Origin of the sequence: Pantoea vagans (assembly GCF_004792415.1) — a bacterium.
Taxonomy (GTDB): Bacteria; Pseudomonadota; Gammaproteobacteria; order Enterobacterales; family Enterobacteriaceae; genus Pantoea; species Pantoea vagans.
Map to the genome: position 1 here is coordinate 676,058 of NZ_CP038853.1, position 26,559 is coordinate 702,616.

The following is a 26,559-nucleotide window of genomic DNA, read 5'->3' on the forward strand; positions in this document are numbered from 1 at the left end:
ACACGGCAGCGTGGCGCGGGAAGGGTTATTTCACCTCAGCGATCCGGGTCATCAGATCCTGATATTTGCCGCCAAACTGATCGCGCACCGGCTGAGTCGCTTTGACGAAATAGTCACGGTCGGTCTGCTGGAAGGTGACGCCGCCCGCCTTCATTTTGGCGATCGACTCTTCGGTATAGGTCGCCCAGAGATGGCGCTCCTCATCCTGTGCCTCTTTGCCAAGCTTTTTCAGCAGGGCCTGATCGTCGGGTTTCAGGCGATCCCAGGCGCGTTTTGAAAACAGGATCATCTCTGGCTGGATAAAGTGGCCGCTGAGGGTGTAATACTTCGCGACCGGCATATAGTTATGGGCGACAAAGGTTGGTGGGTTGTTTTCGGTGCCATCAACCACGCCGGTCTGCATCGCACTGAACACTTCACTGACGCCCATTGCCACCGGATTGGCGCCCATCGCTTTCAGCGTCGCCAGCGAGATGGCGCTGTTCTGCACCCGGATTTTCATGCCCCTGAGATCGTCCGGCTTCGCCAGCGGCTTTTTGGTGATCATGTTGCGCTCACCGGCATCGGTCCAGCCCAGGAACACCATGCGGGCGTTGGGATCGTTATCGAATTTGTCGGCAATCTCGCGGCCTATCTCGCCATCCAGCACGTTGTGCATGTGATTAACGTCGCGGAAAATGTAGGGCAGGGTCAGCACGCTGGTTTCCGGGGCAATCGAGGTGACCGGGGCCAGCGAGACGCGGATCATATCAATAGCCCCCAGTTGCACCTGTTGCAGCGTCTGATCTTCATCACCCAGCACGCCACCGGCGTAGAGCTTCATCTCCAGCCGCCCATCGGTGGCCTGTTTCAGTTTGTCGCCCATGTGTTGCAGAGCGACCACAGTGGGATAACCGGCAGGCTGCACTTCAGCCACCTTAATCACCTGTGCCGTGGCGGTGGCGCTCGCTATCATCGCCGCCAGGGCACTGGCCACGCATGTTTTCATCATTCTCATTATATTGTCTCCCGCAGAGGTAAGACGGCCTGCGGTCAGGGCTAACCGCAGAGGGCCGTAAGGAGCCAGCATAGTGAAAACGTGTCTGAGTAAAATGCAGCAATGCTGATTGAATGAATTCCGTCACATTTTGAAACGTTGTTTTAATAAATTTTCATACAGCTTCACATTTTCGAAACATCCTCACAAACCGTGCCTGAACCCGCTCAACAACAGGTCAATAGCGCTGAGCAGCTTTGTAAATAGTAATGAGAACGACTATCAATTCGCCGGCGTTTTGCTATTATTTGCGCTTGTTTCGCATCCCTGAATCAGAAGTTGGAGAAGCAGCGTGGTAGCCAGTGATTTGATGCAAACGGACCTCTCCGTTTGGGGCATGTATCAACATGCCGATATCGTGGTAAAGGTGGTCATGATTGGCCTGTTATTGGCCTCAGTGGTGACCTGGGCGATCTTCTTCGGCAAATATGCCGAACTCAGCGCGGCTAAGCGTCGCCTGAAGCGTGAGCAACTGGCACTGGGCGAAGCCCGCAATCTGAATGACGCCGCCCGCATTGCCAAAGCCTTTACCGGGCACAGCCACTCTGTGATGCTGTTGAACGATGCGCAGAATGAACTTGAACTGTCGGCTGGCGTGGAAGATACCAACGGCATTAAAGATCGCACCAGTTTCCGCCTCGAGCGCCGTGTAGCCGCCTTCAGCCGTCATGCGGGTCGTGGCAACGGTTTCCTGGCGACCATCGGTTCTGTCGCTCCGTTTATCGGCCTGTTCGGCACCGTCTGGGGCATCATGAACAGCTTTATCGGCATCGCGAAAACCCAGACCACCAACCTTGCGGTGGTGGCACCGGGTATTGCCGAAGCGCTGCTGGCGACCGCGATTGGTCTGGTTGCTGCGATCCCGGCCGTCGTCATCTATAACGTTTTTGCCCGCATGATTGCCAACTACAAAGCCTCGCTGGGTGATGTCGCCGCGCAGGTGATGCTGCTGCAGAGTCGTGATATCGATCTGGGCACCGTCGCCACAGAGGTTCCGCGTCCTGCGACCGCCCAGAAACTGCGCTTAGGGTAAGTTGTTATGGCCATGCGATTAAACGACGATCTGGAAACCGATGGTGAAATGCATGAGATCAACGTGACGCCGTTTATCGACGTCATGCTGGTGCTGCTGATCATCTTTATGGTGGCCGCGCCACTGGCTACGGTCGATGTGCGCGTTAATCTGCCTGCTTCCACCAGCGCGCCGCAACCGCGTCCGGAAAAGCCGGTCTATCTGTCGATTAAAGCAGATAAGCAGCTTTACGTGGGTAACGATCAGGTCACCCCGGACTCGCTGGTTAACGTGCTGACCAGCCAGACGCAGGGCAACAAAGAGACCACCATTTTCTTCCAGGCAGACAAGTCGGTAGATTATGAAACGCTGATGAGCGTGATGGATAAGCTGCGCACGGCGGGCTACCTGAAAATCGGTCTGATGGGCATGGAAACCGTGAAGAAATAGCGGGTTATCCGGCAACATGAAAAGGCGACTGTTAAGGTCGCCTTTTTTTATGGCGGCTCTTCAGCCAGATAAAATCAGGCAGATCAGCACCAGAGCTGATCACTTATGCTGGCTGATCTGAATTGTTAATTGCTTGTTACTTATGTACACAGAATTGTAAAGTGCAATGGTGAGCCAGGTCACATTAATCTCGCCTCAGGCAGGCTAAAACGGCTAAAAAACAACAGGAAGCCGTTATGAGTCACACCCCGTCTTTACAAAAGCCGCCGAAAAGTGCTGCCCGAACCATCTTTAACGTCACCAGTGGTAACTTTCTGGAGATGTACGATTTTATGGTGTTTGGCTATTACGCCACCGCCATTGCCAAAACCTTCTTTCCCGGTGATGACCCGTTTGCTTCCCTGATGCTCACCCTGATGACCTTTGGTGCCGGCTTCCTGATGCGCCCGCTGGGGGCGATCATTCTGGGTGCCTACATCGACCATCATGGTCGTCGTAAAGGCTTATTACTGACGCTGGGCTTAATGGCGATTGGTACCCTGACCATTGCGCTGGTACCAGGCTACGCCACGCTGGGCGCGGCGGCACCGATTCTGATTCTGCTGGGACGCCTGTTGCAGGGCTTCTCGGCAGGCGTCGAGCTGGGTGGCGTATCGGTCTATCTGGCGGAAGTCGCGCCAAAAGGTCGCAAAGGCTTTTTCGTCAGCTGGCAGTCCGGCAGTCAGCAGATTGCGGTGATTTTTGCCGCCCTGCTGGGCCTGATGCTGAATCATCTGCTGGCGAAAGAGGCGGTGACGGAGTGGGGCTGGCGTATCCCGTTTGTGGTCGGCTGCCTGATTGTGCCGTTCCTGTTCTACATTCGCCGGATGCTGGAAGAGACCGAAGCGTTCAGCAAACGTAAACATCATCCGAGCATGACGGAAATTATGCGGTCAGTTGCCAGCAACTGGGCGCTGGTGCTGGCGGGCATGCTGATGGTGGTCACCACCACGGTGATGTTCTACATGATCACTGCCTTTACCCCGACCTTTGGTAAAACCGTGCTGATGATGAGCGATAAGCAGGCGTTTCTGGTCACCCTCTGCGTGGGTGTCTCAAACCTCTTCTGGCTGCCGCTGATGGGCGCGCTGTCGGACCGCGTCGGACGCCGTCCGCTGCTGATCATCTTTACCCTGCTGATGATTGTGACGACCTGGCCGGTGCTGCACTGGCTGGTGGGCTCGGCCAGCTTCGCCCATCTGCTGGAAGCGGAACTGTGGCTGTCGTTTCTTTATGCCAGTTACAACGGGGCGATGGTGGTGTATCTGGCGGAGATTATGCCTGCTGAGGTGCGCGCCGCCGGTTTCTCTATGGCCTACAGTCTGGCGACGGCGCTGTTTGGCGGCTTCACGCCGGCTATCTCCAGCTATCTGATCCACGCCACCGGTGATAAGGCGATGCCGGGCGTCTGGCTGACCTTTGCTGCCGTCTGCGGGCTGATCGGTACGCTGTTGATTGGCCGGATGGTGAAACAGTATCAGTTGCGCCACAGCGCGACGCCGGCCAGCGCTTCCCTCTAAAAAGACAAATCGACCACCACGCTGTCGCTGTAGTTACCGGCAGGCGGCGTGTTCTGCGTGGTCAGGATGCGCGCGGTGTAGTTAAAGCCGCGCGTCAGTCCATCCGTGGATACCGCCGTCGAGGTGGTACTGCTCCAGCGCTCCGTACCTGCCGGGCCCCAGCGATTGCTGGTGGTACTCTTATAAATCTCATAGCTCAGCCGATTCGTCCCGCTCGCCATATTCCTGACGCTGCTCACCGCATAGCTGCCATTGCTCAGTCCGACGGTATAGGTGCTGCCTTTACTGCACAATACGTTGATGGTCTGCGAGACGGTGGAAAAGCTGCCCACCAGCGGCGCGCTGCCAAAGCTGATATTGGGTGAGGTAATCGTCGTGCAGTCATTGGTCAGGATAGCGGTGATGTTAATCGGGATCACGCCGCTGCCGGTCTGCTCACTTAAGCAGAGATTTCCCACGCCGACGCTGGTGCAGATGCGATAGGTCACCGCCATGTTCAGCGTCACCTGATAGGTGCCGGCGGCGACGACCTGACCGGGAACGGTGCGCAGATAGACCGGAATGGCAAAGTTGAGGCTGCCCAGCAAACCCGCCAGGTTAATCAGAGTCTGCGATCCATAGACAAATGGCGTGCCACCGATGGTCAGTTCGGTGGCGCAGGCACTGTCAGTGCAGAGTTGCACCGGCACATTATCGCTGCCGGTGTCACCGCTACGCTTGAGGATGCCGCGCGTGCCGCTGACAGTGGTTGCGCCGGTCAGCTGAAAGGTTATCTGGTTATTGCCGAGCAGCGACAGCGACGAGCCGGAGCCACAGTTGACGTTGGCGTTGGTGGTGACCGAACTGACGGTGGTATTCGCCACAAAGGTGGTGACCGAACCAAAGCTTGCTGTGGAGGCGGGCAGGGTACAGGCGGCGTAGCTCAGTGACGGCAGTAGCAGCAACAGGCCAGCCAGTAACAGCGATCTCATCATAGTGGATTTCCGGACGTAAAAGGTTCAGCAGGCGCGGCGGCGCTGCCTGCAACAGGAGCCGGTAGCGCGCAGGTCAGAGGGCCATAGGTTTTCAGCGCCTGCGGCTGACCGCTGGCGATATGCAATTCGGTTTCGCAGCGGCGACCATCTGGCGTCACTACCTCGATCGGATTGCTGGCGGTAAGATCTTCCATCCAGACGATGCCATCCCAGCCGACATATCCGGTGGGATGGTCAGGCCGCTGCACCAGGCTTGAGACCGGCAGCGGCTGGCCCTGCGCATCAACCAGGATCACGCTGGCGGCGCGCAGTTTTTCCACCGGGAAGTTGAGCAGGTAGCCGCTCTGGCGTTTCACCGCGAAGCGCTGCTCAACCCGCGGCGTGGTCATATCGGCGGGCAGGTCGAGGGTGTCGATATCATATTTGGCCGGATAGTAGCTGCTGATGGCGGGCACCAGCAGATAGCCCTGTTGATTGGTGCGTCCCATCGACTGATTTTCGTAGCGCACGTTCACGTCGGGATAGCTTGTTTTCACCAGCACAAAGGCGTCGTTGATGGCGTTAGCGGCAAAAACGCTGTTATCCATTAATACCAGCGCACCGGAGAGATCGGCCCATTGCGTGAGGTTGTCATCATCGCCATAAAAACCGCCGGAGGTATCAATCTGGTTATTGCGATAGCGCAGACTGCCCTGACGATAATCGCCGCTGTCACCGCTCTGATTCGCCCAGGAGGCATCCCAGGCGAACCCGCCGTCGCTGGGCATGGCGCTGGAGGCGTAGATACGCTGGCTGTCGCGACCGCGCTGATCGCGTTCGGTGCTGATGGCCGCGCTGCCCTGTTCACCAAACGGGATCACTAGCGAGATGGCACCGGTCCAGCTCTTCTCCTGCTGATCGCGGCTGGCAGAGACATAGAGGCTGCTGTTACCCCACAGGTTTTTACTCCATGAGAGGTTCCACAGGCGGGTGCGGTCGCCCTGGCCGTCGGTGATATCGATGAAAGCGGCACCGACGCTGCCAAACTGGTTCAGCGAGACGCTGGCGCTGTACTGCGCACTGCGGCGCGACAGCGCGTAACGGCTATCCGCCTGGCTCCCGGCTCGGCTGCCAACCAGCGCCAGATTGCCGAAGTCGCTGCTGCGCTGGGTCTGCTGCGTGCCGATGTTGAACCAGCTATTATTGTACTGATAACCCCAGCTGTATTGCCTGCCGCTCTCGCCCTCAAGCTGACTCTGCGCCACCGCGCCGTTGACCACGCCCCAGCTGCCGACGCGTAACTGACCGCCCAGCCCGCCCATCGCCAGGCTTTCGCTGCCTTCAGCGTGACTCTCCAGCGTCAGCCAGTCGGTCATGCCGTATCGGTAAGAACCGCTGGCGGCGGCCTGCCCATAATCGAAGTTTTTTATGCCGTAGTTCTCGCGGATCGCGCCAGCGGAAAAGGCATAATCCGACAGGCCCGACTTCAGCAGATTACTGGAGACGTAAAACGGCATGGTGGTAGTGACGCGACGGCCCACCGCATCGGTGGTGGTGATCACCGCGTCACCCGCGCCATTAACAAACGGCACATTGGTCATCGACCAGGGGCCTGGCTGCACGTTTTCCTGGCTGGAACGATAGCCGTTGATAAAGAGATCGACGGTGGAGGGAACGGCTGCCTGGCCGGAAAAAGCGGGCAGCGGATAGGTTACCAGATCGGGACGGACGCTGAAGTCGCGGCCGACGCGGATGCCGCCAAGCCGCACGCTGCTGCTCCACGCCAGCGAGTCGGTGACCAGATCCCCAACCCGCCAGCTTACCGCCGTGTTCTCATCTTCATTGCTCCACCAGCTATCGTAGCGGATATAGCCATCGTTCTGATAAGTCTTGCTGCCCTCCAGCTGTTGCTGCCAGACACCGTTAGTGGAGACGTGTCCGGTATCACCAAACATCCGTAGTTCATATCCGGCGGCAAGGCGGGTGCCGCTGTTATCGGTGCGGCTGGCATAAAGATCGTAGTTAATCAGCGCACCGCTGCTGGTGCGGCCTGGATAACGCGGTCCGTTCTTTGCCTCCCCAATGACCTGACCGGGCAGCCAGTCAGGCGGCACGGTCAGCAGCAGGCGCTGCCGCGCAGCGTCATACTCCACGCTGATGGATGGCAGGCTGCTGACATCAACCTCTGGCTGCTGGCCCAGCTTAGCCGGTGGCAGACCGGCACGCTGCAGATCGCCGCTGCGCAGCCAGAAATGACCGTCGCGCTGCTCCACCGCCACAATGTTGCCGTTCGCCTGCTGGTTAATCACCAGCTCCAGCATATAACGCTGACCGCTGCCGGTGCTCTGCAGGCTGGGCGGCGGGGGCAGGGATGAGTAAGTCTCCGCCAGCACAGGATCCGGCGTAAGCGCGTAAATCACGCTGGCCACCGCCAGCGCGCAGGGATGCAGGGAAAAGGGTCTCATTCAGCGCTTACTTCTGAGCAGCGCTGCGCCACTGGCTTTTGTTCACGTCAGCGGTAAGTTCGCCGCTGACCTGCGAGGTGAGCGGCCAGCGATGCGTGCTGTCTGCCAGCACATAGCCGTATAAGCCTTCGCCCAGTTTGCGACCACCAATCGCCACATTGCTGAGCCGGGCGTGGCCGTTACCGCTGTTGGTCAGCTGAAGCCAGCGCTTGCCGCCCTCGCTGATCTGTTGCCAGCGCAGAGCAGGGCGGGCGCTGTCGGTGGAGAGCCCGGTACCATACACAAACAGCGGCACCGAATAGCGCATCTGAAAGGTCAGCCCGGCCTGATTCTCGCCAGGATTGTTCGGCGTCGGGATCTCATCCAGCACCACCCGATAGGCCAGCTCTTTACCGGCCGCCGGGGGCGTCTGTTTAATCAGCCTGACCAGCTGTTTCTGGCCCGGCTCCATCCGCACCATCGGCGGGCTGGCGACCACCTGCTGCTGGGTCTGATACTGCTCCTGACTGTTAATCTGCTGCCAGCTGAAAACCCGGATCTGCATCATGGTCGTGCTGTTACCGCGATTCTCCAGCCAGAGTTCGCTGGCTTTCTCTTCAGGATTAATGGCGGGGTCGATAGGCCAGATCATCACCGAGTTAGCGGCGAAGGCCGGAGAGAGCAGGGTGGGACTCAGCAGCAGCAGGGCGCGCAGTGGCTTCATGATCATATCCTTGTTTTCTATCGCCTCACCAGCTCAGGGTGACGGTCAGCGTGTCGGTATAGACGCCGGCGCGCGCAGTGCCGGGCAGTTGTAGCTGGCCATAGATCGGCAGCGTAATGTTATTGGCATTGCTATAGCTCAGCGACACCGCCTGGTTTACCGGGATGACCGTGGTGCGGCTGGCGTTGCTAAAGAGCGTATAGGGAACGGTATTGGTGAAGTTGGGCAGCTTCAGATTACGGGTCGTCGTGAAGTTACTGCCCTGATTAATACTCATGCTCAGCGTGGTGCCTGGCGTACAGGCAAGGTTAATGGAGGTGCTCTGCACGAAGCTGGCGTTGACGGTGCTGGTCGCCACACCAGACTGCGTGCCGAAATCAAGAGTGCCGAAAACGCCGGTATTGGTACCGGATATCACGCAGCCTGCCACAATCGACGCCGTAACCTGGAAAGTGCTGCCAGGCAGACTCCAGGCGTTAACGCTCCCTATCAGCAGAGGCAGACCGCGTGCGATCGTCAGGCAGGTTCGCCAGAGAACCACCTTTCTTTACCTGCGAGAGCAGTTAATAGTTCACGGCAACGTTGATCGTATCGGTATAGGTTCCGGCAGGGATCAGGGGGTTAAAGCCGCCGCCGACCACCCGGCCATAAATGGCGTAGTTGGTTCCCCGCGTCGGATCGGTCGTACCGCTGGAGGCGATCGGCGTATTGTTGGCGATCGCCGTGGTGAAGGAGGCGTCACTGTAGAGGGTATAGGCGATCCCCTGCGCATTATTCGATCCCAGAATCAGATAACGCGGCGATGTAGAGGCGGTGCCATAGATAGTAGCGGGCGCAGCATTGCTGCTGGTCACCACCACGTTGTAATCCTGACCGGTGGTGCAGCGCACAAAAATACCGTTACCGGCTGCACCGACCAGGGTGGCGTTCAGGGTATCAAAGGTGGCGGCGCTGCTACCAAAGTTCAGGGTACCGAAGTTAACGCCCGCCGTGGCTGACTGTCCGTTTACCAGGCAACCGGTGGTCAGCGTTAACGTGGCATTGATGGTTCCCGAGGTCGTAGCCGCCTGGGTTAATGATGGAACAGCAACAGTTAATCCTGCAGCGGCAAACAGAAAAAGCTTGAGTTTCATAATATTTCCTTACGAATTATCGAGAGTCAGTGCTTTTTCACCCGGTGTTTATTAACGATTCAACCCAAAGTAAGGAAATAAAAATAACAAGTCCGGCAGCGCCGCAGTCTTAAGAAAAATCTTAGACTTAAGAATGATGATTTATATCAGTTTTACTTACTATAGATCAGTTAAAGCGTTACGCGAAGTGCGGCTGTTTATTTTTCGTTAATCAAATGGTCTCTCTGGCCGATAACCCAGTTACAGCAAGGCATAAAAGCGAGATGGCAAAACAAAACCCCTTGTTTTTTCGGCCTCTGGTATGCTTTCTGCTTCGGTGATATGTTCCTGTACCAATCAGACATAATAACGATTTACCGCCAGAGACAGCAGGCGGTTAATAAGATGCAGGTCACAAATGGCCCTGCATTTATGGGCCTGTTTTGCCCGGCTTTCAGGGCCAGTAAATACTGAAGTTTATTAACTTTCACCCATTGGGTGTTATTAAAATTATTTTTCTGACTTTATACAGCACCTGATTTTCTGCGGGTGGTGAGGAGTTGTACATGTTGCTTGTCACCTGGGATAGCGTGCTGATCTGTGTTTCGCTGCTCGTGGCGTTTATTGCCTCTTTTACAGCGCTGGACACTGCCGGACGGGTGGCGGTCTCCCGTGGCTGGAGCGCGCGGTTCTGGCTGCTGGTGGGCGGCACGGCAATGGGGATTGGCATCTGGGCCATGCATTTTATCGGGATGCTGGCAATGATGGTGCCGATGACGATGCGCTATGACACGCGGCTGACGATCCTTTCGCTGCTGGTGGCGATCCTGGCGTCAATATTCGCCTTCGGCCAGACGGTGGGCGGCCTGCATCTCACCCGTCAGCGGCTGCTGCGCGGCACGCTGATCCTGGGCGCGGGCGTGGTGGTGATGCACTATCTTGGTATGTCGGCCCTGCTGATTGATCCGCAACCTGAGTGGAATATGCTGCTGGTGGCGCTCTCGGTGCTGATTGCGTTCGTCGCCTCGGGCGTGGCGCTGTGGCTGGCGTTTCATCTGCGGCAGGGTGACCATCATCTGCTGCTGATGCGTGGACTGGCCTCAATAGTGATGGGGATCGCGATTGCAGGCATGCACTATGTGGGCATGGCGGCGGCGGTGTTCAGCCAGAACAGCACCATGCAGCCGCACGGCGTCAGTAATCCGGGACTGGCGGTATGGGTCTCGCTGATTACGCTGAGTATTCTGGGGATCACCCTGCTGAGTTCGATGCTGGACGCTCAGGTGCGCGCCGCGCGGCTGGCAACCCGGCTCAATCGCGCTAATCAGGAGCTGCGTCAGCTGGCGATGCATGACAACCTGACGGCGCTGCCCAATCGGGTGATGCTGGAGCAGCAGCTTGATCTCGCCATCAAACAGGCGACGCTGAATGAAGATCGCTTTGCCGTGATCTATATGGATCTGGACGGCTTCAAGGCGGTCAATGACACCTGGGGACATCACGTCGGTGACCGGCTACTGGTGGCAGTGGCGGAACGGCTGCGCAGTCAGCTCAGTAACACCATGCTGCTGGTGCGGCTGGGCGGGGATGAGTTTGTGCTGATGGCGGAGTGTGATATCAGCCCGGCCCGGCAGCTGGCGCAAAAACTGGTGAAAGTAATCGGTACGCCGTTTGAACTTGACCGCTATGTACTGCACGTTTCACTCAGTGCCGGTATTGCGATCTTTCCACTGCATGGCCGCAGCCGGCAGGAGCTGTTGTTTAATGCCGACGCGGCGATGTACCACACCAAACACAGTGGGCGAAACGGCTGGTGCCTGTTTGAGCCCGCCATGAGCGCGGCAACGCAGCATCAGCTTGAGCTGGCCAACGATCTGTGGGAAGCGATCGATCGCCAGCAGATGCGGCTGTTCTATCAGCCCAAATTCCGTTCCGGCGGCACACGATTAATGGGATTTGAAGCGCTGCTGCGCTGGCAGCATCCGCAGCGCGGTCTGCTGACGCCTGAGCTGTTTTTGCCGCGCGCCGAAAAAACCGGTCAGATTGTGGCGCTGGGCAACTGGGTGATTGAGGAGGCGTGCCGTCAGTTAAGGATCTGGCACAGCCAGGGACACAGCGACTGGACGGTCTCGGTGAATCTCTCGGCATTGCAGTTTCACCAGCGTGATCTCCTCAGCACGCTGACCGGGACGCTGGCGCGTTACCAGCTGTCAGGGAGCGCGCTGATGCTGGAGATCACCGAAACGATTGCTATGCGCGACCCTGTTTTCAGCCAGCAGCGGATTCGGGAGTTGCAGCAGGCAGGCGTCAGCGTCGCCATTGATAACTTCGGCATCGGCTACGCCAACCTGTTGCATCTTAAGCATCTGGATGCCAGTGAACTTAAGATTGATCGCAGCTTTATCAACTGCCTGCGACCTGGCAGTGAAGATGCGACCGTGGTCAGCGCCATGCTGACGCTGGCGCAGAGCCTCAACCTGCGCATGGTAGCGGAAGGCGTTGAGACGGAAGAGCAGCAGCATCTGCTCACCAGCTTAGGCTTTGATGCATTGCAGGGATATCTGCTGGGCAAGCCAACGCCTCCGGATCGGGTTGACGCGTTCAGCTTTCCCGCACTGCGGTAGCCGGTGTCGTCGGTTTCTGGCTGAAGCTGACGATAGATTTCATCACTCAGAATGAGTGGAAAGGATGCAGGGTTCGCGGCTCATTAACCGCCGGGCTATGCCGATAACTCATACAAATTTAAAAAAACCTCTGCCCAACCACCAGCACGGCTTTCGCGGGAATGCACTATGTTAGCGACCTCATACGACTCTTTTATCGTCATCGTCTCAGTTCTTGTCGCGATGCTGGCTTCGTTTACCGCCTTAGATATGGCGGGACGGGTGGTACATTCTACCGGCAAAGTGGCGCTGGTCTGGCTGTTCGGCGGCGGTTTCTCCATGGGCATCGGCATCTGGGCGATGCACTTTATCGGCATGCTGTCGATGAGCATGGAGATGGTCATGAGCTACAACGCCGGACTTACCGCCTTCTCCGCCGCCATTGCTGTCTGCGCGTCGATATTTGCACTGTGGCTGGTCTGCAGCAGTGGCGATCTGCCTTTGCCGCGTCTGGCGGGCGGCGCGCTGATCCTCGGCAGTGGTGTCGCGGCGATGCACTACACCGGCATGGCGGCGCTGATGTTCTCGCCTGGTATCGTCTGGCAATGGGGCTGGGTAGCGCTGTCGGTGGCGATTGCTCTGGCCGCTTCGGGGGCGGCGCTGTGGCTGGCGTTTAATCTGCGTGAGGGTCAGACCGGCCGGGTCACACTGCTGCGCATTGGCGCCTCGGTGGTGATGGGCTGTGCGATTGCAGGCATGCACTATACCGGCATGATGGCGGCAGAGTTTCCCACCCACAGTCATCCGGTCGGGCAGGGCGTTAACAGCAACTGGCTGGCGATTCTGGTCACGGTGGTCACCATTTCGATTCTGGGCATTACCCTGCTGGTCTCGATGCTGGATGCGCGGATGCAGGCGCGTACCTCGATTCTCGCCAGTTCGCTGGCTGAAGCGAATCGCGAGCTGGCTCAGCTGGCGCTGCACGATAACCTGACCCGGCTGCCGAACCGTATCCTGCTGGAGGATCGACTGGAGCAGGCGATCAACAAAGCGAACCGTGAGCAGACGCAGTTTGCCCTGATGTTTATGGATCTCGATGGGTTTAAGGCGGTTAACGACGCCTTCGGACATCACATTGGCGACAGTCTGCTGGTTGGTGTGACCGAGCGGATGAGTCAGCAGATGACCGGCTACTACACGCTGGCGCGGCTCGGTGGTGATGAGTTTGTGCTGCTGGTTGAGATAGACGATCCCAATGATGCTGCGGCCATCGCCGATAAGCTGGTTAAAGCGGTGGATCGCCCGTTTGATATCTCACGCTATGAACTGGTGGTCTCACTGAGTCTGGGTATCGCCGTCTATCCCGGTGATGGCGTGGATGAGCGGGAACTGATGTTCAACGCCGATGCGGCGATGTACCACACCAAAAATAATGGCCGCAACGGCTACACCTTCTTCCAGCCCTCAATGAACATTCAGGCGCAGAGCCAGCTTCAGCTGAATAACGATCTCTGGCATGCGCTGGAGAACGACGAACTGCGCCTGTTCTATCAGCCAAAATATTGTGCGCCGCGCGGCCCGATCCTCGGTTTTGAGGCGTTGCTGCGCTGGCAGCACCCGAAGCGTGGCCTGCTGTCGCCCGATAAATTCCTGCCGATGGCGGAAAAGACCGGCATGATTGTCAGCATCGGTAACTGGGTGATCCATGAAGCCTGTCGTCAGCTGCGTCAGTGGCATCTGCAGGGCCATCCGGACTGGTCGGTGGCGGTGAACCTGTCGGCGCTGCAGTTTGAACAATCGAATCTGGTAGAGACGGTGGTGGATGCGCTGGCAAAACATCAGATTCCGGCCGAACTGCTGACGCTGGAAGTGACGGAGACCACTGCGATGCGCGATCCCGATGAGAGCGTGCGTATTCTCACCGAGCTGACCCAGCTCGGCGTGAAAGCCTCGATTGATGACTTTGGCACCGGCTACTCCAGCCTGCTCTATCTGAAACGGCTGCCGGCCAGCGAGCTTAAGATCGACCGGGCCTTTGTGAATGAGCTGCAGCATCAGAAAGAAGATGCCACCATCGTGTCGGCGATTGTGGCGCTGGCGCAGTCGCTGCAGCTGAAAGTGGTGGCTGAAGGCGTTGAAACCGCTGAGCAGCAGGCCTTTCTGACCAGCCTCGGCTGCAATACGCTGCAGGGCTATCTGCTGGGCAAGCCGGTTCCTCCTGAGCGAGTGCCGGATCTGGCTAATTTTGTGGTGCCGGAAGCGGAAGCGGCAATGGCAAACCTGAGCCCGATGACTGAGGCCGATCAGCCCCTGACGCCGCAGGTGGCGGTGATCTGACGCGCCTGTGCAGCGCCGAATCAGCGTAATCAGAGACGATAAGCGATGCGCGCCGCCTGTTATTGGCCGCCGTGCGTGGTAAAGTCTCGCGGTCAGACTACTCGCGGTAAACAAGGAGAGGCGACCCGTGGCGAAATACCAGCGCTTGATGGATGAGATTCAGCAGCAGATAGAGGCCGGCATCTGGCTGCCGGGCACCCGATTACCGTCGCTGCGTCAGCAGGTCGCGCAGCAGGGTGTCAGCCTGATGACGGTGCTGCATGCCTATGAGCTGCTGGAGAGTCAGGGCTGGATCGTCTCGCGTCCACAGTCAGGTTACTACGTGGCACCGCGCGCCTTAGCGCCCGCACCGCTGAGTGTGGCGATCAGCGAGCAGGTCGATATCAACGACTTTGTGTTTGATGTACTGCAGGCCACGCGCGATCCCGCCATCGTGCCGTTTGGCTCTGCATTCCCCGATCCGGCACTCTTTCCGCAGCGTCAGCTGATGCGCTCGCTGGCGAACGTCTCTCATCATCTGACCCCAACCGATGCGCTGCACAATCTGCCACCCGGCAACGCTACGCTGCGACAGCTGCTGGCGCAGCGCTATGCGCGTCAGGGCATCACCCTGTCGCCGGATGAAATTGTCATCACCAGTGGGGCGCTGGAGGCGCTGAACCTCAGCCTGCAATCCCTGACCGAGCCGGGCGACTATGTGGTGATTGAGCAACCGAGTTTTTATGGCGCGCTGCAGGCGATCGAGCGGCTCAAGCTCAAGGCGCTGGCGATTCCGGTCGATGCAAAGCAGGGCATCGATCTCGTCCAGCTGGAGGAGGCGCTGCAACGCTGGCCGGTAAAAGCCTGCTGGCTGATGACGACGCTGCAGAATCCGCTCAGCGTGACGTTAACGCCGGAGCGCAAACAGCAACTGGTGACGCTGCTGGCGCGTTATCAGGTGCCGATGATTGAAGATGATGTCTATGCCGAACTCTGGGCGGGTGAGGCTGCGCCGCTGCCCGCGAAGGCCTGGGATCGCCAGGGAAACGTGCTGCACTGTGGCTCGTTTTCCAAGTCGCTGGTGGCGGGTTTCCGCGTCGGCTGGGTGGCAGCGGGACAGCATGCGCAGCGCATTCAGCGCCTGCAGCTGATGAGCACGCTCTCGACCAGCGCACCGATGCAGCTGGCGCTGGCCGACTTTCTTGCCACGCGGCGTTACGACACCCATCTGAAGCGGCTGCGACAGATACTGGCGAAGCGACAGCAGATGGTGCGTCAGGCGCTGCTGAAGGTGCTGCCGCCGCAGGCGACGGTCAGCGAAGCGCGCGGCGGCTATTTTCTCTGGGTGACGTTGCCGGACAGCATCGATACTACCCGGCTCTACCAGCAGGCGCTGGCGCAGGGGATCAGTATTGCACCGGGGCAGTTGTTTTCGGCAGGAGAGCAGTTCAGTCACTGCTTCAGACTGAATACCGCCTGGCCGTGGGATAGTCGGGCCGAGGCGGCAATAGCAACGCTGGGTCAGTTAATGGCGCAACCGCAGGCGGATTAGACGCGCGCCGCTTCCTGGTGGCCCCAGGTCAGGTAGTAGACATCATAAAAGTCCACTTCCCCTTTTTGCGTCAGCAGACGCTGGATACCACTTTTCACCCGCTCCGGCGTTTCAGGTAGCGACAGAATGCGTGAGATAGCCTGCTCGCGCACCGGCTGAACGTAATACCACTCACCGTTGTAGCAGACACGCAGATCGAGCGCATCGATATCTTCAAAGCGATATTTCGGGTTGATATCGAGCAGCATCAGCACGCTCATCACCAGCACAAATGCGGTGGCAAACCAGAAGGCGGGCCAGCCGAGCATCTCGGTGGTGAAGATCAGCGCCACGCACAGGCCATAGCAGAGATACATAACGGCCCAGAGGCCGGGATGGTTCTTCAGAAACGAGAGGCTAAAGCGCGGCAAATTGTCGCGACGTTCTTCGCGGTTAAGCGTGGCGATCTCGTCAATCAGGATTTGTTTAATAGCGTCCATTTGTTACCTCACTGTCATCTGTTAGCTATTACAACAGATAACAGTCAAGCATATCAGAAACAGATCTGTGCGATTTTTGTATAACAGTTTATCAAAAGAGTGTCCGGACATCGGGCTGCCGTATCTGCGTGCCGGGCCGCCTGACATTTTGCAACACTTTGCCGCAGTAAGAACCGCTATCCGCAGGCGTACAGGCACTATCTGGCCCTATTGTTAACGACACATTTGGCTTTAGTCAGCAATATCAGTCAATTATCTCAATTGTGTCGTCCGGCGCACATTGCATTGTGCTGCGGGTTTGCCACACTTAGAAAAAAACCGGAGAACCTGTATGCGTGCCTCATCCTCCAGTCTGTTATTAATGATGTCCTTCGCCGCGGGTACTTTTTCGGCCGGGGCCTCTGATAATCCTCAGCATCTGATGCTCGCCATCCCGTCGGGCGGCGTACCTAATAACCCGTTACCTCTGATTATCTGGCCGCGCGTGGTGCCGGAAGAGGAGGAGATCGCAGCGTGGTTTGAAAAAACTTTCGACGAAAACGGCTGGCCACCCGCCTGGCGCTATCCGATTTTCCCCTATACCCATTTCCATCCCAACACCCATGAACTGCTCGGGGTTGCGGAAGGCTGGGCGGAAGTGCTGTTTGGCGGCGACAGTGGCCGGATGGTCACCCTGCGCGCAGGCGATGCGGTGCTGATCCCGGCAGGTGTCGGTCATCGCCAGGTCAGCGCCAGCGAAGATTTTATGGTGATTGGTGCCTATCCGCGCGGCATGTCGCCTGAGAAGCTGCGCGACGAACCCGCGAAGCTGAAAATGGCGCAGGAGCAGGTGAAAAAAGTGCCGTTGCCGACACAGGATCCGTTCACCGGTAAAGAGGGCGCGTTAACCGAGATCTGGCAGCCGATTGCCGCGATGCATTTACAGCAACAGATGGACCTGTAAACGCCGTTTCTGCCGCGAAATGATTAAGCGCGAGCCAGCCTCGCGCTCTGACTTGGCTGGCTGTAAAACCTGCCTTAACGCCTGACCTCAGGCGCTTATCCCGATCATCACATCATTGAACATTTGCTCGCCGCTGCCGATAACTCCCCTGTTAAGATTAGTTATTCTTCTTAATACGCTTGTCTTCGCAGACCTTTTCCGCTGTAGTCTCGGCTCGCGATTAAGAACATTCCTAAGCCTTTACCGGGCTACCGAGCAGCAGGCAAATAACAATGGATAATAACTCTGATGTCATGTATCGCATGCTGGTACAAAGCGTGATCGACTACGCGATCACCATGCTTAAACCGGACGGGACTGTCGCCAGCTGGAATGGCGGGGGTCTGCACGTCCTTGGTTACAGGCCAGACGAAATTATTGGACAGCACGCCGCCCTGTTTTACAACGAAGAGGATCGCCGTCGCGGTCAGCCGCAGCGCGAACTTGATATCGCCGTCACCACCGGACGTTACGAAAACGAAGGCTGGCGCTGCCGCAAAGATGGCAGTAGCTTCTGGGCACACGTGGTCATCTATCCGATCCGCGACGAGACCGCTCAGCTGATTGGATTTGCTGCTGTCTGCCGTGATTGCACCCGGCAGCAGGAGCAGCAGCGCAAAGAGCGGGAGCAGGAGATGCGCTTTCGCCTGCTGGTGGAGGGCGTCACCGATTACGCCATCTACATGCTCGATCAGGACGGAAACGTAGTGAACTGGAACGCCGGCGCACAGCGGGCCAAAGGCTATGTGGCGGAAGAGATTGTCGGCCAGCATTTTTCCCGTTTCTACAGCGCGCAGGATCGACTCAATCATATCCCCAGCCAGAACCTGCAAACTGCGTATCGCACCGGCCGTTTTGAAGATGAGGGCTGGCGCTACCGCAAAGATGGCAGCGCGTTCTGGGCCCATGTGGTGATCGACACGATCCGCGACGATCAGGGTAAATTGCTGGGTTACGCCAAAATCACTCGTGACTGCACCGAACAGCAGCGTGTCCGCAGCGAGCAACGGGAACAGGAGCAGCGTTTTCGCCTGCTGGTAGAGGGCGTCACCGATTACGCCATCTACATGCTCGATGTCGACGGCGTGGTGGTGAACTGGAACGCCGGTGCCCAGCGCGCCAAAGGGTATAAAGCGGAAGAAGTGGTGGGACAGCACTTCTCGCTGTTTTACAGCGCTCAGGAGCGACTGAACCGCACGCCCGAAGCCAACCTCGGTATCGCGCTGAAAACCGGCCGTTTTGAGGATGAAGGCTGGCGCTACCGTAAAGACGGCAGCGCGTTCTGGGCGCATGTGGTCATCGACGCGATCTATGATGATGACGGTAAGCTGATCGGTTTCGCCAAGATCACCCGCGACCGCACGGAAGGCCGTGAGCAGGAGCAGCAGATCCTGCGCGCCCGGGATCTGGCCGAAGCCCAGAGCACGCAGAAAACCGCCTTGTCTAAATTCCTGGACAATATCATTGCTAATATTCCCTCCTGCGTGATTGTTGAAGATGCGATCACCCGCGAGATCCTGCTGGTGAATGACCGTACTCAGCAGCTGTTTGGCCTGTCGAAAGCACTGATCGTCAACAAGCGTCCGCACGAGTGCATGTCGCCTGAACTCAGTGACTATTTTAACAATCTGGCGGACGTTGCACTGCGCAGTGAGGGCATGCATGAGCGTGAGCAGTTGCTGATGACCGCCAGCGGCGAACGCATTCTGCATACCCGCGCCACCGCGATTAATGGCCAGGATGCACGCCGCAACTACCTGATGCTGCTGGTGGAAGATGTTACCGACCAGCGTGCCGCCGATGCCCGTATTCACCATATGGCGCACCATGACAACCTGACCAGCCTGCCGAACCGCATTCTGTTCCGCCAGCGTCTGAGTGAGGCGTTGCGCACCGCGAATCAGACGCAGCGCCAGACCGCCGCGCTGTGCCTTGATCTGGATAACTTCAAAAATGTGAACGATGCGCTGGGCCATCAGATTGGCGATGAGCTACTGCGCAGCGTGGCTAAACGTCTGCGTAACACGCTGCGCGATCAGGATACGCTGGCGCGCATCGGTGGCGATGAGTTCGCTATCGTGCTGCCTTCGGTCGCGAACAGTGAGGAGGCGAGCATTGTGGCGCAGCGTCTGATCGAGGCGATTCGTCCGCCGGTCAACGTTGAGGGTCATAATCTGTCGGTCGGGCTCAGCGTAGGCATTGCGCTCAGCACCACCATCACCAATACGCCGGAGCAGCTGCTGCGCTGTGCGGATATGGCGCTGTATGAAGCCAAGCGTAATGGCCGCAACCGCTATGAGCACTTTACGCTGGAGATGGATGATGTGGCGCGCAGCCGCCGCCTGATTGAAAACGATCTGCGCGATGCAATCAGCGGCGGGCACCTGCGGCTTTACTATCAGCCCATCACCAATGGCGATCATCGCACGATTATTGGCTATGAGGCGCTGATGCGCTGGCATCATCCGATCCGCGGGCTGATCATGCCCAACGACTTCATCCCGATTGCAGAAGAGACCGGCCTGATTCATATGCTGGGCGCCTTTGCGCTCTATGAAGCCTGTCGTGAAGCGGCGAGCTGGGAAGGGGAGCAGTCGGTCTCGGTCAACCTCTCACCGCTGCAGTTTAAAAACAGCTCGCTGGTGCCGGTGGTCGAAGGCGCGCTGAAAGAGTCGGGTCTCGATCCGGCGCGCCTGGAAGTCGAGATCACCGAATCGGTGCTGCTGGATGACTCACTGGGGAATATCCGTACCCTGCAGAATCTCAAGGCGCTGGGCGTACAGATTGCGCTGGATGATTTCGGCACCGGCTATTCGTCGCTGAGCTATCTGCGATCCTTCCCGTTCGACAAAATCAAAATCGACAAATCGTTTATTAACGATATGGGCGACAGCCGCGAGGCGCTGGCGATCATCCGCGCGATTACCGGCATGAGCCGCAGTCTGGATATCCAGATTACCGCTGAAGGCGTGGAAAGCGATGAGCAGTTCGCGAAACTGCGCGATGAGGGCTGTACGCTGTTCCAGGGCTTCCTGTTCGGACGGCCTCAGCCGTCGGAACTGCGGCTGAAAACGCTGGGTTAATCAGCACCGGGTTAATCATAAAGGCCATGCTGCTGAACCGGCGCATGGCTGAGATTATCGCGGATGCGGCGCACCGACTCGCGCACCACCAGCCTGCCATTCAGCAGCAGGCTGCCGGTGGGTGTGCCGGGATTCAGCCGCATCTCCTGCAGCATTCTGACTGCTGCGGCGCCCAGCTCATCACGTGGCACCTGCACCGAGGTCAGCGGAATGTCGTGGATAGCGGCCAGGTTAAACCCGTCCATGCTCATTACTGAGATATCCTGCGGCACCCGCAATCCGGCCTGCTCCAGCGCAGTGACGGCGCCAGCCGCAATATAATCTCCGCTGGCGAGAATCGCCGTCGGGCGCAGCGCATCAGGGCAGTGGCGCAGATATTCCCCCAGCCGTTCCGCCGCCTCATTGCTGCTGAAGCTGTTCAGGGTCAGCAGATGCTGGCGGCTGTCAAAGCGCAGATTCATGGCGTGCCAGGCGTCACGTACCCCCTGTAAGCGCTGCTCCATGGTGTAGCGGCGCAGGCAGTGCAGCGACAGGATCTGCCGGTGTCCCTGCTCAAACAGATAGCGCGCGGAGAATTCCCCAATCAGCTGATGATGCGGCGAAACCGACGGCAGGCGCATCCGGCGATCGCGGGCGTTGATCAGCACGCAGGGTTTGTTCATCTCCGCCGCCAGCTGATGAATATGCTCATCATCAATGCCGATCAGCAGGGCGGCTTCGGTCTGCTGCATCTTATCGATAAACAGCGCGGCATTACTCTCCAACTCTTCCAGCGGACAGTAGCGCAGCCGCACTTCATGTGGCTCTACCGCCTGGCTGATCCCCTGAATCACCTTGTAGTAGAAAATGTCGCTGCGTACGTCAAAGGCGCGCGGCGGGGCAAAGACCATCAGGTTATTAAGCAGCAGGCGACCGCTGTGCAGGTTATCCAGCACGCCCTGCTGCTGCGCCACGGCCAGCACTTTGTCCCGTGTCGCGGGCCGGGTATTCGCTTTTCCCGCCAGCACCCGCGATACCGTACTGATCGAGACCCCGCTCAGCGCCGCAATCTCACCGATTTTCAGCCTTTGTTTCATTCTGTGATCGCCTTCAAATCTGCTGATGAAAAATTTTTCATAGCCTGCTGAATCGCGTCAGATAAGCGTTTCAGTGCCATTTTCTGTCGGGATTCAGCCTGCCATGAAAAGCGTTGCAAAAAAGTGGCTGTACCCACGTTTCACACTTTTTTAACGTCGCTTACAGGACACGCGGTACGCCAGCAGGCGGTGTGCGTCATCAATGGCAATCAGGAGTGGCACAATGAGCCTCGAATCAACAACCAAACCCATCAGTGCATCACGCACGGTGCGCGTGATTAAAAATTTACGCTGGTGGATGCTGGGAATGTTCCTGCTGGGTGTGACCGTCAACTACATCACCCGTAACTCCCTCGGCATTCTGGCACCGGAACTGAAAACCAGTCTGAACATGACCACCGAACAGTATTCGTGGGTCGTAGCCGCATTTCAGCTCGCCTATACCCTGTTTCAGCCGATTTGCGGCTGGCTGATCGATGTGATCGGACTGAAGATGGGCTTCCTGATCTGCGCGCTGATCTGGTCGCTCACCTGTCTGCTGCACGCCGGTGCGGGAAGCTGGCTGCATCTGGCGCTGCTGCGTTTTGTCATGGGCGCGTCGGAAGCGGCGGCGACGCCCGCTAACGCCAAAGCGATAGGTGACTGGTTTCCGAAAAAGGAGCGTCCGGTTGCGGCGGGCTGGGCGGGCGTCGGCTTTTCGGTTGGTGCGATGCTGGCGCCACCGATTATCTATGTTGCCCACATTACCTTTGGCTGGCAGGGCGCATTTCTGCTGACCGGCGGCCTGGGCCTGCTGTGGGTGGGACTCTGGTGGTGGGGCTATCACTCGCCGGAGAGCCATCCCCGTCTTTCCGATGATGAACGCGCCTTTATTAATCAGGACAACGAGGCGATGGGTGAAAAGCTGGCGTTCTTCACCGCGCTGAAAGTGATTGGTAAAGAGAAGAAATTCTACGGCATCGCCATTCCGGCCTTTCTGGCTGAACCCGCCTGGGCGGTGCTGAGCTTCTGGGTGCCGCTCTATCTTGCCAACGAGCGCGGCATGGATCTTAAGCAGATCGTCATGTTCGCCTGGCTGCCGTTTCTGGCCGCCGACCTCGGCAGCGTCGCCAGCGGCTATCTCACCAGAATCTATGTGCGCTGGTTTGGCATGACCCGCGTGAATTCCATTGTCGCCAGTTCCGTCACCGGGGCACTGCTGATGGTGTCGCTGGCGCTGATGACGCTGGTGAAAGATCCCTGGCTGGCGATCGCCCTGATCTCCGTTGGTGGCTTCGGTCATCAGGTGATCTCCTGCATGCTGAGTGCGCTGGTGGTGGAGCGCTTTGATCGCCGCCAGATGGCCACCGTCAACGGCATGCGTGGCTCCTGTGCCTGGATCGCCAGCTTTATCTTCTCGCTGATTATCGGTGTTACCGCCGATACCATCGGCTTTAATCCGCTGTTTGTGGCGATGGGCTTCTTTGACCTGATTGGTGCCGTTTTCCTGGTGATGCTGATCGCCGAACGCCGCCAGCGCCCTGCTAACCCATAAGGATATCGCGATGAAAACCCTGAAGAACTGGACGCTGCATCAGCAGGCCGATCACTTTGTTGAACTCAAGGTCGACGCTCGACATTTCCTGCGGCTTTACGTGCTTGAAGAGAAGCTGATGCGCGTGCTGCTGAAGCGCGACGGTGAGCTGGCGCTGAACCGCACCTGGAGCATTGCGCCAGAGCACGATGTGCCCTGGCAGGGACGTGACCGTGAGGCGCTGGATGGCTTTACGCTGCCCGCGTTTCAGGTGGAGCATGATGCGCAGCAACTGCGCATCAGCACCCGACAGCTGCGGGTGACGGTGCATCAGCCGCTCTGCCTGAGCTGGGAGCAGTTTGATGGTGCCAGCTGGCAACCGCTGACCGCCGATCGTCACACCGGTGCTTATCTGCTCAATGCCCACGGCGACGGCGTCGAGCACTATCAGCGTCGTCAGCCGCAGGATCGGGTGTATGGTCTGGGCGAGAAGAGCGGCGACCTGAACCGCGTTAACCGCCGTTTTGAGATGCGTAATCTCGATGCCATGGGCTACAACGCCGCCAGCACCGATCCGCTCTACAAACATATTCCGTTTACCCTGACGCAGCGCGATGGCGTCAGCTTCGGCCTGTTCTATGACAACCTCAGCAGCAGCTGGCTCGATCTGGGGAATGAGCTGGATAACTACCATCTGCCTTATCGCCGTTATCGCGCCGAGGCGGGCGATCTCGATTACTACATGATGCTCGGCCCGACGCTGCTCGACGTCACTAAAGCTTTTGTGCGTCTGACCGGACGCACGCTGTTTCAGCCGAAGTGGAGCCTGGGCTACAGCGGTTCGACCATGCATTACACCGACGCGCCCGACGCACAGCAGCAGCTGCAATCCTTTATCCGCCTGTGTCGCGAGCATGAAATCCCCTGTGATTCGTTCCAGCTCTCTTCCGGTTATACCTCGATTAATAACAAGCGCTATGTCTTCAACTGGAACTACGACAAAGTCCCGAACCCCAACGCGATGAGCGACGCATTTCACACTGCCGGAATGAAGCTGGCGGCCAACATCAAGCCCTGTCTGCTGCAGGATCATCCGCGCTACCAGGAAGTGGCGGCGCAGGGGCTGTTTATTCGTGACTCTGAGTTTGATCGTCCCGAGCGTTCGGTGTTCTGGGATGATGAGGGATCGCACCTTGATTTCACCCATCCGCAGGCGGTGCGCTGGTGGCAGGAGAATGTTACGCAGCAGCTGCTGGAGAAAGGCATCGATTCTACCTGGAATGACAATAACGAATATGAAGTTTGGGATGGTGAGGCGCGCTGTCACGGTTTTGGTCAGCCAATCGCCATCAAGCATATCCGGCCGGTGATGCCACTGCTGATGATGCGTGCCTCAATGGAAGCGCAGCAGCAGTTTGCGCCAGACAAACGTCCCTATCTGATCTCCCGTTCCGGCTGTGCCGGGATGCAGCGCTATGTGCAGACCTGGAGCGGCGATAACCGCACCAGCTGGCAGACTCTGCGCTATAACATCCGCATGGGGCTGGGGATGAGCCTTTCCGGGCTGTTTAACGTCGGACACGATGTCGGCGGCTTCTCGGGCGATAAGCCGGATGCTGAATTGTTTGTGCGCTGGGTTCAGAATGGCGTGATGCATCCGCGCTTTACCATCCACTCGTGGAATGACGATCACACGGTGAACGAGCCGTGGATGTACCCGGAAGTGACACCGATGATCCGCGAAGCGATCCGCCTGCGTTATCGTCTGATGCCTTATCTCTACAACCTGGCGTGGCAGGCGAGCGTGGAAGATGAGCCAATGCTGCGCCCGACCTTCCTCGACCATGAGCAGGATCCGCTGACGTATGAGGAGTGTGATGATTTTATGCTGGGCCGCGATCTGCTGGTCGCCAGCGTCGTGGAGCAGGGCGCGCGCAGTCGTGAAGTCTATCTGCCACGCAACCAGGGCGGCTGGTATGACTGGCACAGCGGCAAAGCGTATGCAGGTGGTGAAACGATTACGCTGGATGCGCCACTGGATCGGCTGCCACTGCTGGTGCGGGCGGGGGCGATCATTCCGCTGGGCGAGTGCGAAACCACCACCGATGCGCGGCGCGACACGGTGCGGCAGTGGCAGCTGTGGCCGGCACCGGAAGGCGTAACCACCCAGGGCGAAATGTTTGACGACGATGGCGAGAGCCATGGCTGGCAGCAGGGCAATGCGCTGTGGCTGAGCTGGACGTTGTGCAGCAGCGCCAGCCGAATCGACCTGACGGTAGAAAAACGCGGCGATTATCAGCCCGCCTGGCGGGAGATTGCGCTGTTACTGCCTGCGGGTGAACGTCGTGAGCTGTGGGTAAATGGCGAGAAAGCGGCGAGTTACCGGCTGGGATAGCGGTGGCGTGGTGGCAAAGCCTAATCAATCAGGTTTTGGGCAGCAACGCTTAAGTTCATTGAGCAGGGAACAGGGGCAGAGGAGGAAAGCGTCCCGCCGCCCGGATAAAAACGCCGGGAGCGTTTTTGAACAACGCAAAGCGTTGGCCCGTTTACGGGCGCACCTCAGGGATGAGGTGCGTAATCGCGCGGGCCGAGCATGCCAGGGATGGCGGCTTTTGCGTCTTTCCGATCTGACCCTGTTCCCTGTGAAGGCACGATCTCACAGCGACCAGGTCTTATACCTCATTGGTCGCAAAAGATATTATTCTGCGTGGTTCTCGGTGCTCATGCGGCCCAGGTCTTTATCGACCAGGAACAGACCGTTGCCGCTGTTGCTGACCAGCGCCAGTTTATCCAGCACGGTTTTGAACAGCTTCTCTTCTTCGTGCTGCTCGGCAACGTACCACTGCAGGAAGTTAAACGTTGAGTAATCCTGTGACGTCATAGCGGCGTGTGCCAGCTCGTTGATTTTGCTGGTGATCAGCTGCTCATGCTCCAGCGCCTGCTGCAGGATTTCATTCAGCGAGGTGAACGAAACCGGTGGCGCAGCGATGGTGCCCAGCACCGGCATCGCGCCGGTATCGCTCAGGTAGTCAAACAGACGCTGCATGTGCTGCATCTCTTCGCGTGAATGCATCTTCAGGAAGGAAGCGGCACCCTCAAAGCCTTTGTCGCTGCACCAGGCGCTCATTTGCAGATAAAGATTGGCAGAGAAAAATTCCAGGTTCAGCTGGTCGTTTAAACGCCCAGTCATTTCAGCAGTCAGCATGGCCGAGTCCTTTTAAGAAGATGTTAAATAAACAGGTGGATGCGGTGAATTATGCATCATACATGTTAGTAAAGTGAAGCCTTTTCCGCAAAATAAGACAATTTATCTGATTGATTTAAATAGAATTATTTCGGAAATTGAATGCGACCAATTCTCATTCTGCATCGCGCAATATCAGGCAACAACGTCAGGAGAATCAGCACCATGATAGTGCGGGCGATAGCTATTCTGCTGGTGCAATGGTCGCTGCGGCAGACGAAATACCCACCCTCTGATGCCGTCCCGGAAATATAACGTTGTGTTCTGAAAATCATTTTCAGAGCGCGATAAGAGGTATGGCGTGGATTAAACGTCCTGTGTCGGCAAATAAGGCGTTAACAATCGTTCTCCTGGCGGCTCTGGCATAAATCCTGCTTAGAACTGAGTTCCATATATTGAAACTTGCCACGGCAGGGAACGA

At 57.8% G+C, this 26,559-nt stretch carries 19 protein-coding genes; 10 read left to right on the forward strand and 9 right to left on the reverse strand.

Features of this window, described 5'->3' with window-relative positions; translation table 11 throughout:
- Positions 1-25 precede the first annotated feature (25 nt).
- On the reverse strand, positions 26-997 hold the full coding sequence (locus EGO56_RS03315) for a TRAP transporter substrate-binding protein (protein ID WP_135907684.1): 972 nt from the start codon (positions 995-997) through the stop codon (positions 26-28).
- 349 nt (positions 998-1,346) lie between these two features.
- Here EGO56_RS03315 and exbB point away from each other — a divergent pair, with 349 nt between their 5' ends.
- The 3 genes from exbB (at position 1,347) to tcuC (ending at position 4,057) form a co-directional block, all read left to right on the forward strand.
- Positions 1,347-2,069, forward strand: coding sequence for a tol-pal system-associated acyl-CoA thioesterase (gene exbB / locus EGO56_RS03320; RefSeq protein ID WP_185948868.1), 723 nt, complete (start codon positions 1,347-1,349; stop codon positions 2,067-2,069).
- 6 nt (positions 2,070-2,075) lie between these two features.
- A complete protein-coding gene (gene exbD, locus EGO56_RS03325) occupies positions 2,076-2,498 on the forward strand; it encodes a TonB system transport protein ExbD (RefSeq protein WP_013359036.1) in 423 nt (140 codons plus the stop codon).
- Between the two features lie 236 nt (positions 2,499-2,734).
- Complete coding sequence (tcuC, locus tag EGO56_RS03330) at positions 2,735-4,057, forward strand: MFS transporter (protein ID WP_013359035.1); 1,323 nt, start codon at positions 2,735-2,737, stop codon at positions 4,055-4,057.
- On the opposite strand, the gene EGO56_RS03335 is transcribed toward tcuC, so the two are convergent.
- From EGO56_RS03335 to EGO56_RS03355, 5 genes are read right to left on the reverse strand one after another with little or no spacing between them, the layout of a single operon-like run.
- A complete protein-coding gene (locus tag EGO56_RS03335; RefSeq protein ID WP_013359034.1) occupies positions 4,054-5,031 on the reverse strand; it encodes a Csu type fimbrial protein in 978 nt (325 codons plus the stop codon). The two genes, tcuC and EGO56_RS03335, sit on opposite strands and share 4 nt — an antisense overlap.
- A complete protein-coding gene (locus tag EGO56_RS03340; protein ID WP_135907686.1) occupies positions 5,028-7,475 on the reverse strand; it encodes a fimbria/pilus outer membrane usher protein in 2,448 nt (815 codons plus the stop codon). The genes EGO56_RS03335 and EGO56_RS03340 overlap by 4 nt, the downstream gene beginning before the upstream one ends.
- Before the next feature lie 7 nt (positions 7,476-7,482).
- Positions 7,483-8,178, reverse strand: coding sequence for a fimbrial biogenesis chaperone (locus tag EGO56_RS03345; RefSeq protein WP_135907687.1), 696 nt, complete (start codon positions 8,176-8,178; stop codon positions 7,483-7,485).
- A gap of 25 nt (positions 8,179-8,203) precedes the next feature.
- Complete coding sequence (locus tag EGO56_RS03350; RefSeq protein ID WP_135907688.1) at positions 8,204-8,719, reverse strand: Csu type fimbrial protein; 516 nt, start codon at positions 8,717-8,719, stop codon at positions 8,204-8,206.
- Between the two features lie 22 nt (positions 8,720-8,741).
- A complete protein-coding gene (locus EGO56_RS03355; protein WP_013359030.1) occupies positions 8,742-9,311 on the reverse strand; it encodes a spore coat protein U domain-containing protein in 570 nt (189 codons plus the stop codon).
- Between the two features lie 545 nt (positions 9,312-9,856).
- On the opposite strand from EGO56_RS03355, the gene EGO56_RS03360 reads away from it, so the two are divergent.
- The 3 genes from EGO56_RS03360 to EGO56_RS03370 all read left to right on the forward strand — a co-directional run bounded on the left by EGO56_RS03360 (position 9,857) and on the right by EGO56_RS03370 (position 15,761).
- Positions 9,857-11,914, forward strand: a complete 2,058-nt coding sequence (locus EGO56_RS03360; RefSeq protein ID WP_135907689.1) for a putative bifunctional diguanylate cyclase/phosphodiesterase — start codon at positions 9,857-9,859, stop codon at positions 11,912-11,914.
- A 168-nt stretch (positions 11,915-12,082) separates the two neighbouring features.
- Positions 12,083-14,230 carry a putative bifunctional diguanylate cyclase/phosphodiesterase gene (locus tag EGO56_RS03365; RefSeq protein WP_135907690.1) on the forward strand — a complete coding sequence of 716 codons (2,148 nt, stop codon included), beginning with the start codon at positions 12,083-12,085 and terminating at the stop codon, positions 14,228-14,230.
- 127 nt (positions 14,231-14,357) lie between these two features.
- A complete protein-coding gene (locus EGO56_RS03370) occupies positions 14,358-15,761 on the forward strand; it encodes an aminotransferase-like domain-containing protein (protein WP_135907691.1) in 1,404 nt (467 codons plus the stop codon).
- On the opposite strand, the gene EGO56_RS03375 is transcribed toward EGO56_RS03370, so the two are convergent.
- Positions 15,758-16,240 carry a YlaC family protein gene (locus EGO56_RS03375; protein ID WP_013359026.1) on the reverse strand — a complete coding sequence of 161 codons (483 nt, stop codon included), beginning with the start codon at positions 16,238-16,240 and terminating at the stop codon, positions 15,758-15,760. The two genes, EGO56_RS03370 and EGO56_RS03375, sit on opposite strands and share 4 nt — an antisense overlap.
- 331 nt (positions 16,241-16,571) lie before the next feature.
- Between EGO56_RS03375 and EGO56_RS03380 the strand changes: the two genes are divergently transcribed.
- Both EGO56_RS03380 and EGO56_RS03385 read left to right on the forward strand, forming a co-directional pair.
- The gene (locus EGO56_RS03380) at positions 16,572-17,183 is read left to right on the forward strand and encodes a cupin domain-containing protein (protein ID WP_135907692.1); all 612 of its coding nucleotides are present in this window, start codon (positions 16,572-16,574) and stop codon (positions 17,181-17,183) included.
- A gap of 272 nt (positions 17,184-17,455) precedes the next feature.
- On the forward strand, positions 17,456-20,305 hold the full coding sequence (locus EGO56_RS03385; protein WP_135907693.1) for a bifunctional diguanylate cyclase/phosphodiesterase: 2,850 nt from the start codon (positions 17,456-17,458) through the stop codon (positions 20,303-20,305).
- 11 nt (positions 20,306-20,316) lie between these two features.
- On the opposite strand, the gene EGO56_RS03390 is transcribed toward EGO56_RS03385, so the two are convergent.
- The gene (locus EGO56_RS03390; RefSeq protein WP_135907694.1) at positions 20,317-21,381 is read right to left on the reverse strand and encodes a LacI family DNA-binding transcriptional regulator; all 1,065 of its coding nucleotides are present in this window, start codon (positions 21,379-21,381) and stop codon (positions 20,317-20,319) included.
- Between the two features lie 223 nt (positions 21,382-21,604).
- On the opposite strand from EGO56_RS03390, the gene EGO56_RS03400 reads away from it, so the two are divergent.
- Positions 21,605-22,915 carry an MFS transporter gene (locus EGO56_RS03400; protein ID WP_135907695.1) on the forward strand — a complete coding sequence of 437 codons (1,311 nt, stop codon included), beginning with the start codon at positions 21,605-21,607 and terminating at the stop codon, positions 22,913-22,915.
- A 10-nt stretch (positions 22,916-22,925) separates the two neighbouring features.
- Positions 22,926-25,289, forward strand: a complete 2,364-nt coding sequence (locus tag EGO56_RS03405; RefSeq protein WP_135907696.1) for a glycoside hydrolase family 31 protein — start codon at positions 22,926-22,928, stop codon at positions 25,287-25,289.
- 303 nt (positions 25,290-25,592) lie between these two features.
- On the opposite strand, the gene ftnA is transcribed toward EGO56_RS03405, so the two are convergent.
- Positions 25,593-26,099 (reverse strand): non-heme ferritin, encoded by a 507-nt coding sequence (gene ftnA / locus EGO56_RS03410; protein WP_033733871.1) that lies wholly within the window; start codon positions 26,097-26,099, stop codon positions 25,593-25,595.
- Between the last annotated feature and the right edge of the window lie 460 nt (positions 26,100-26,559).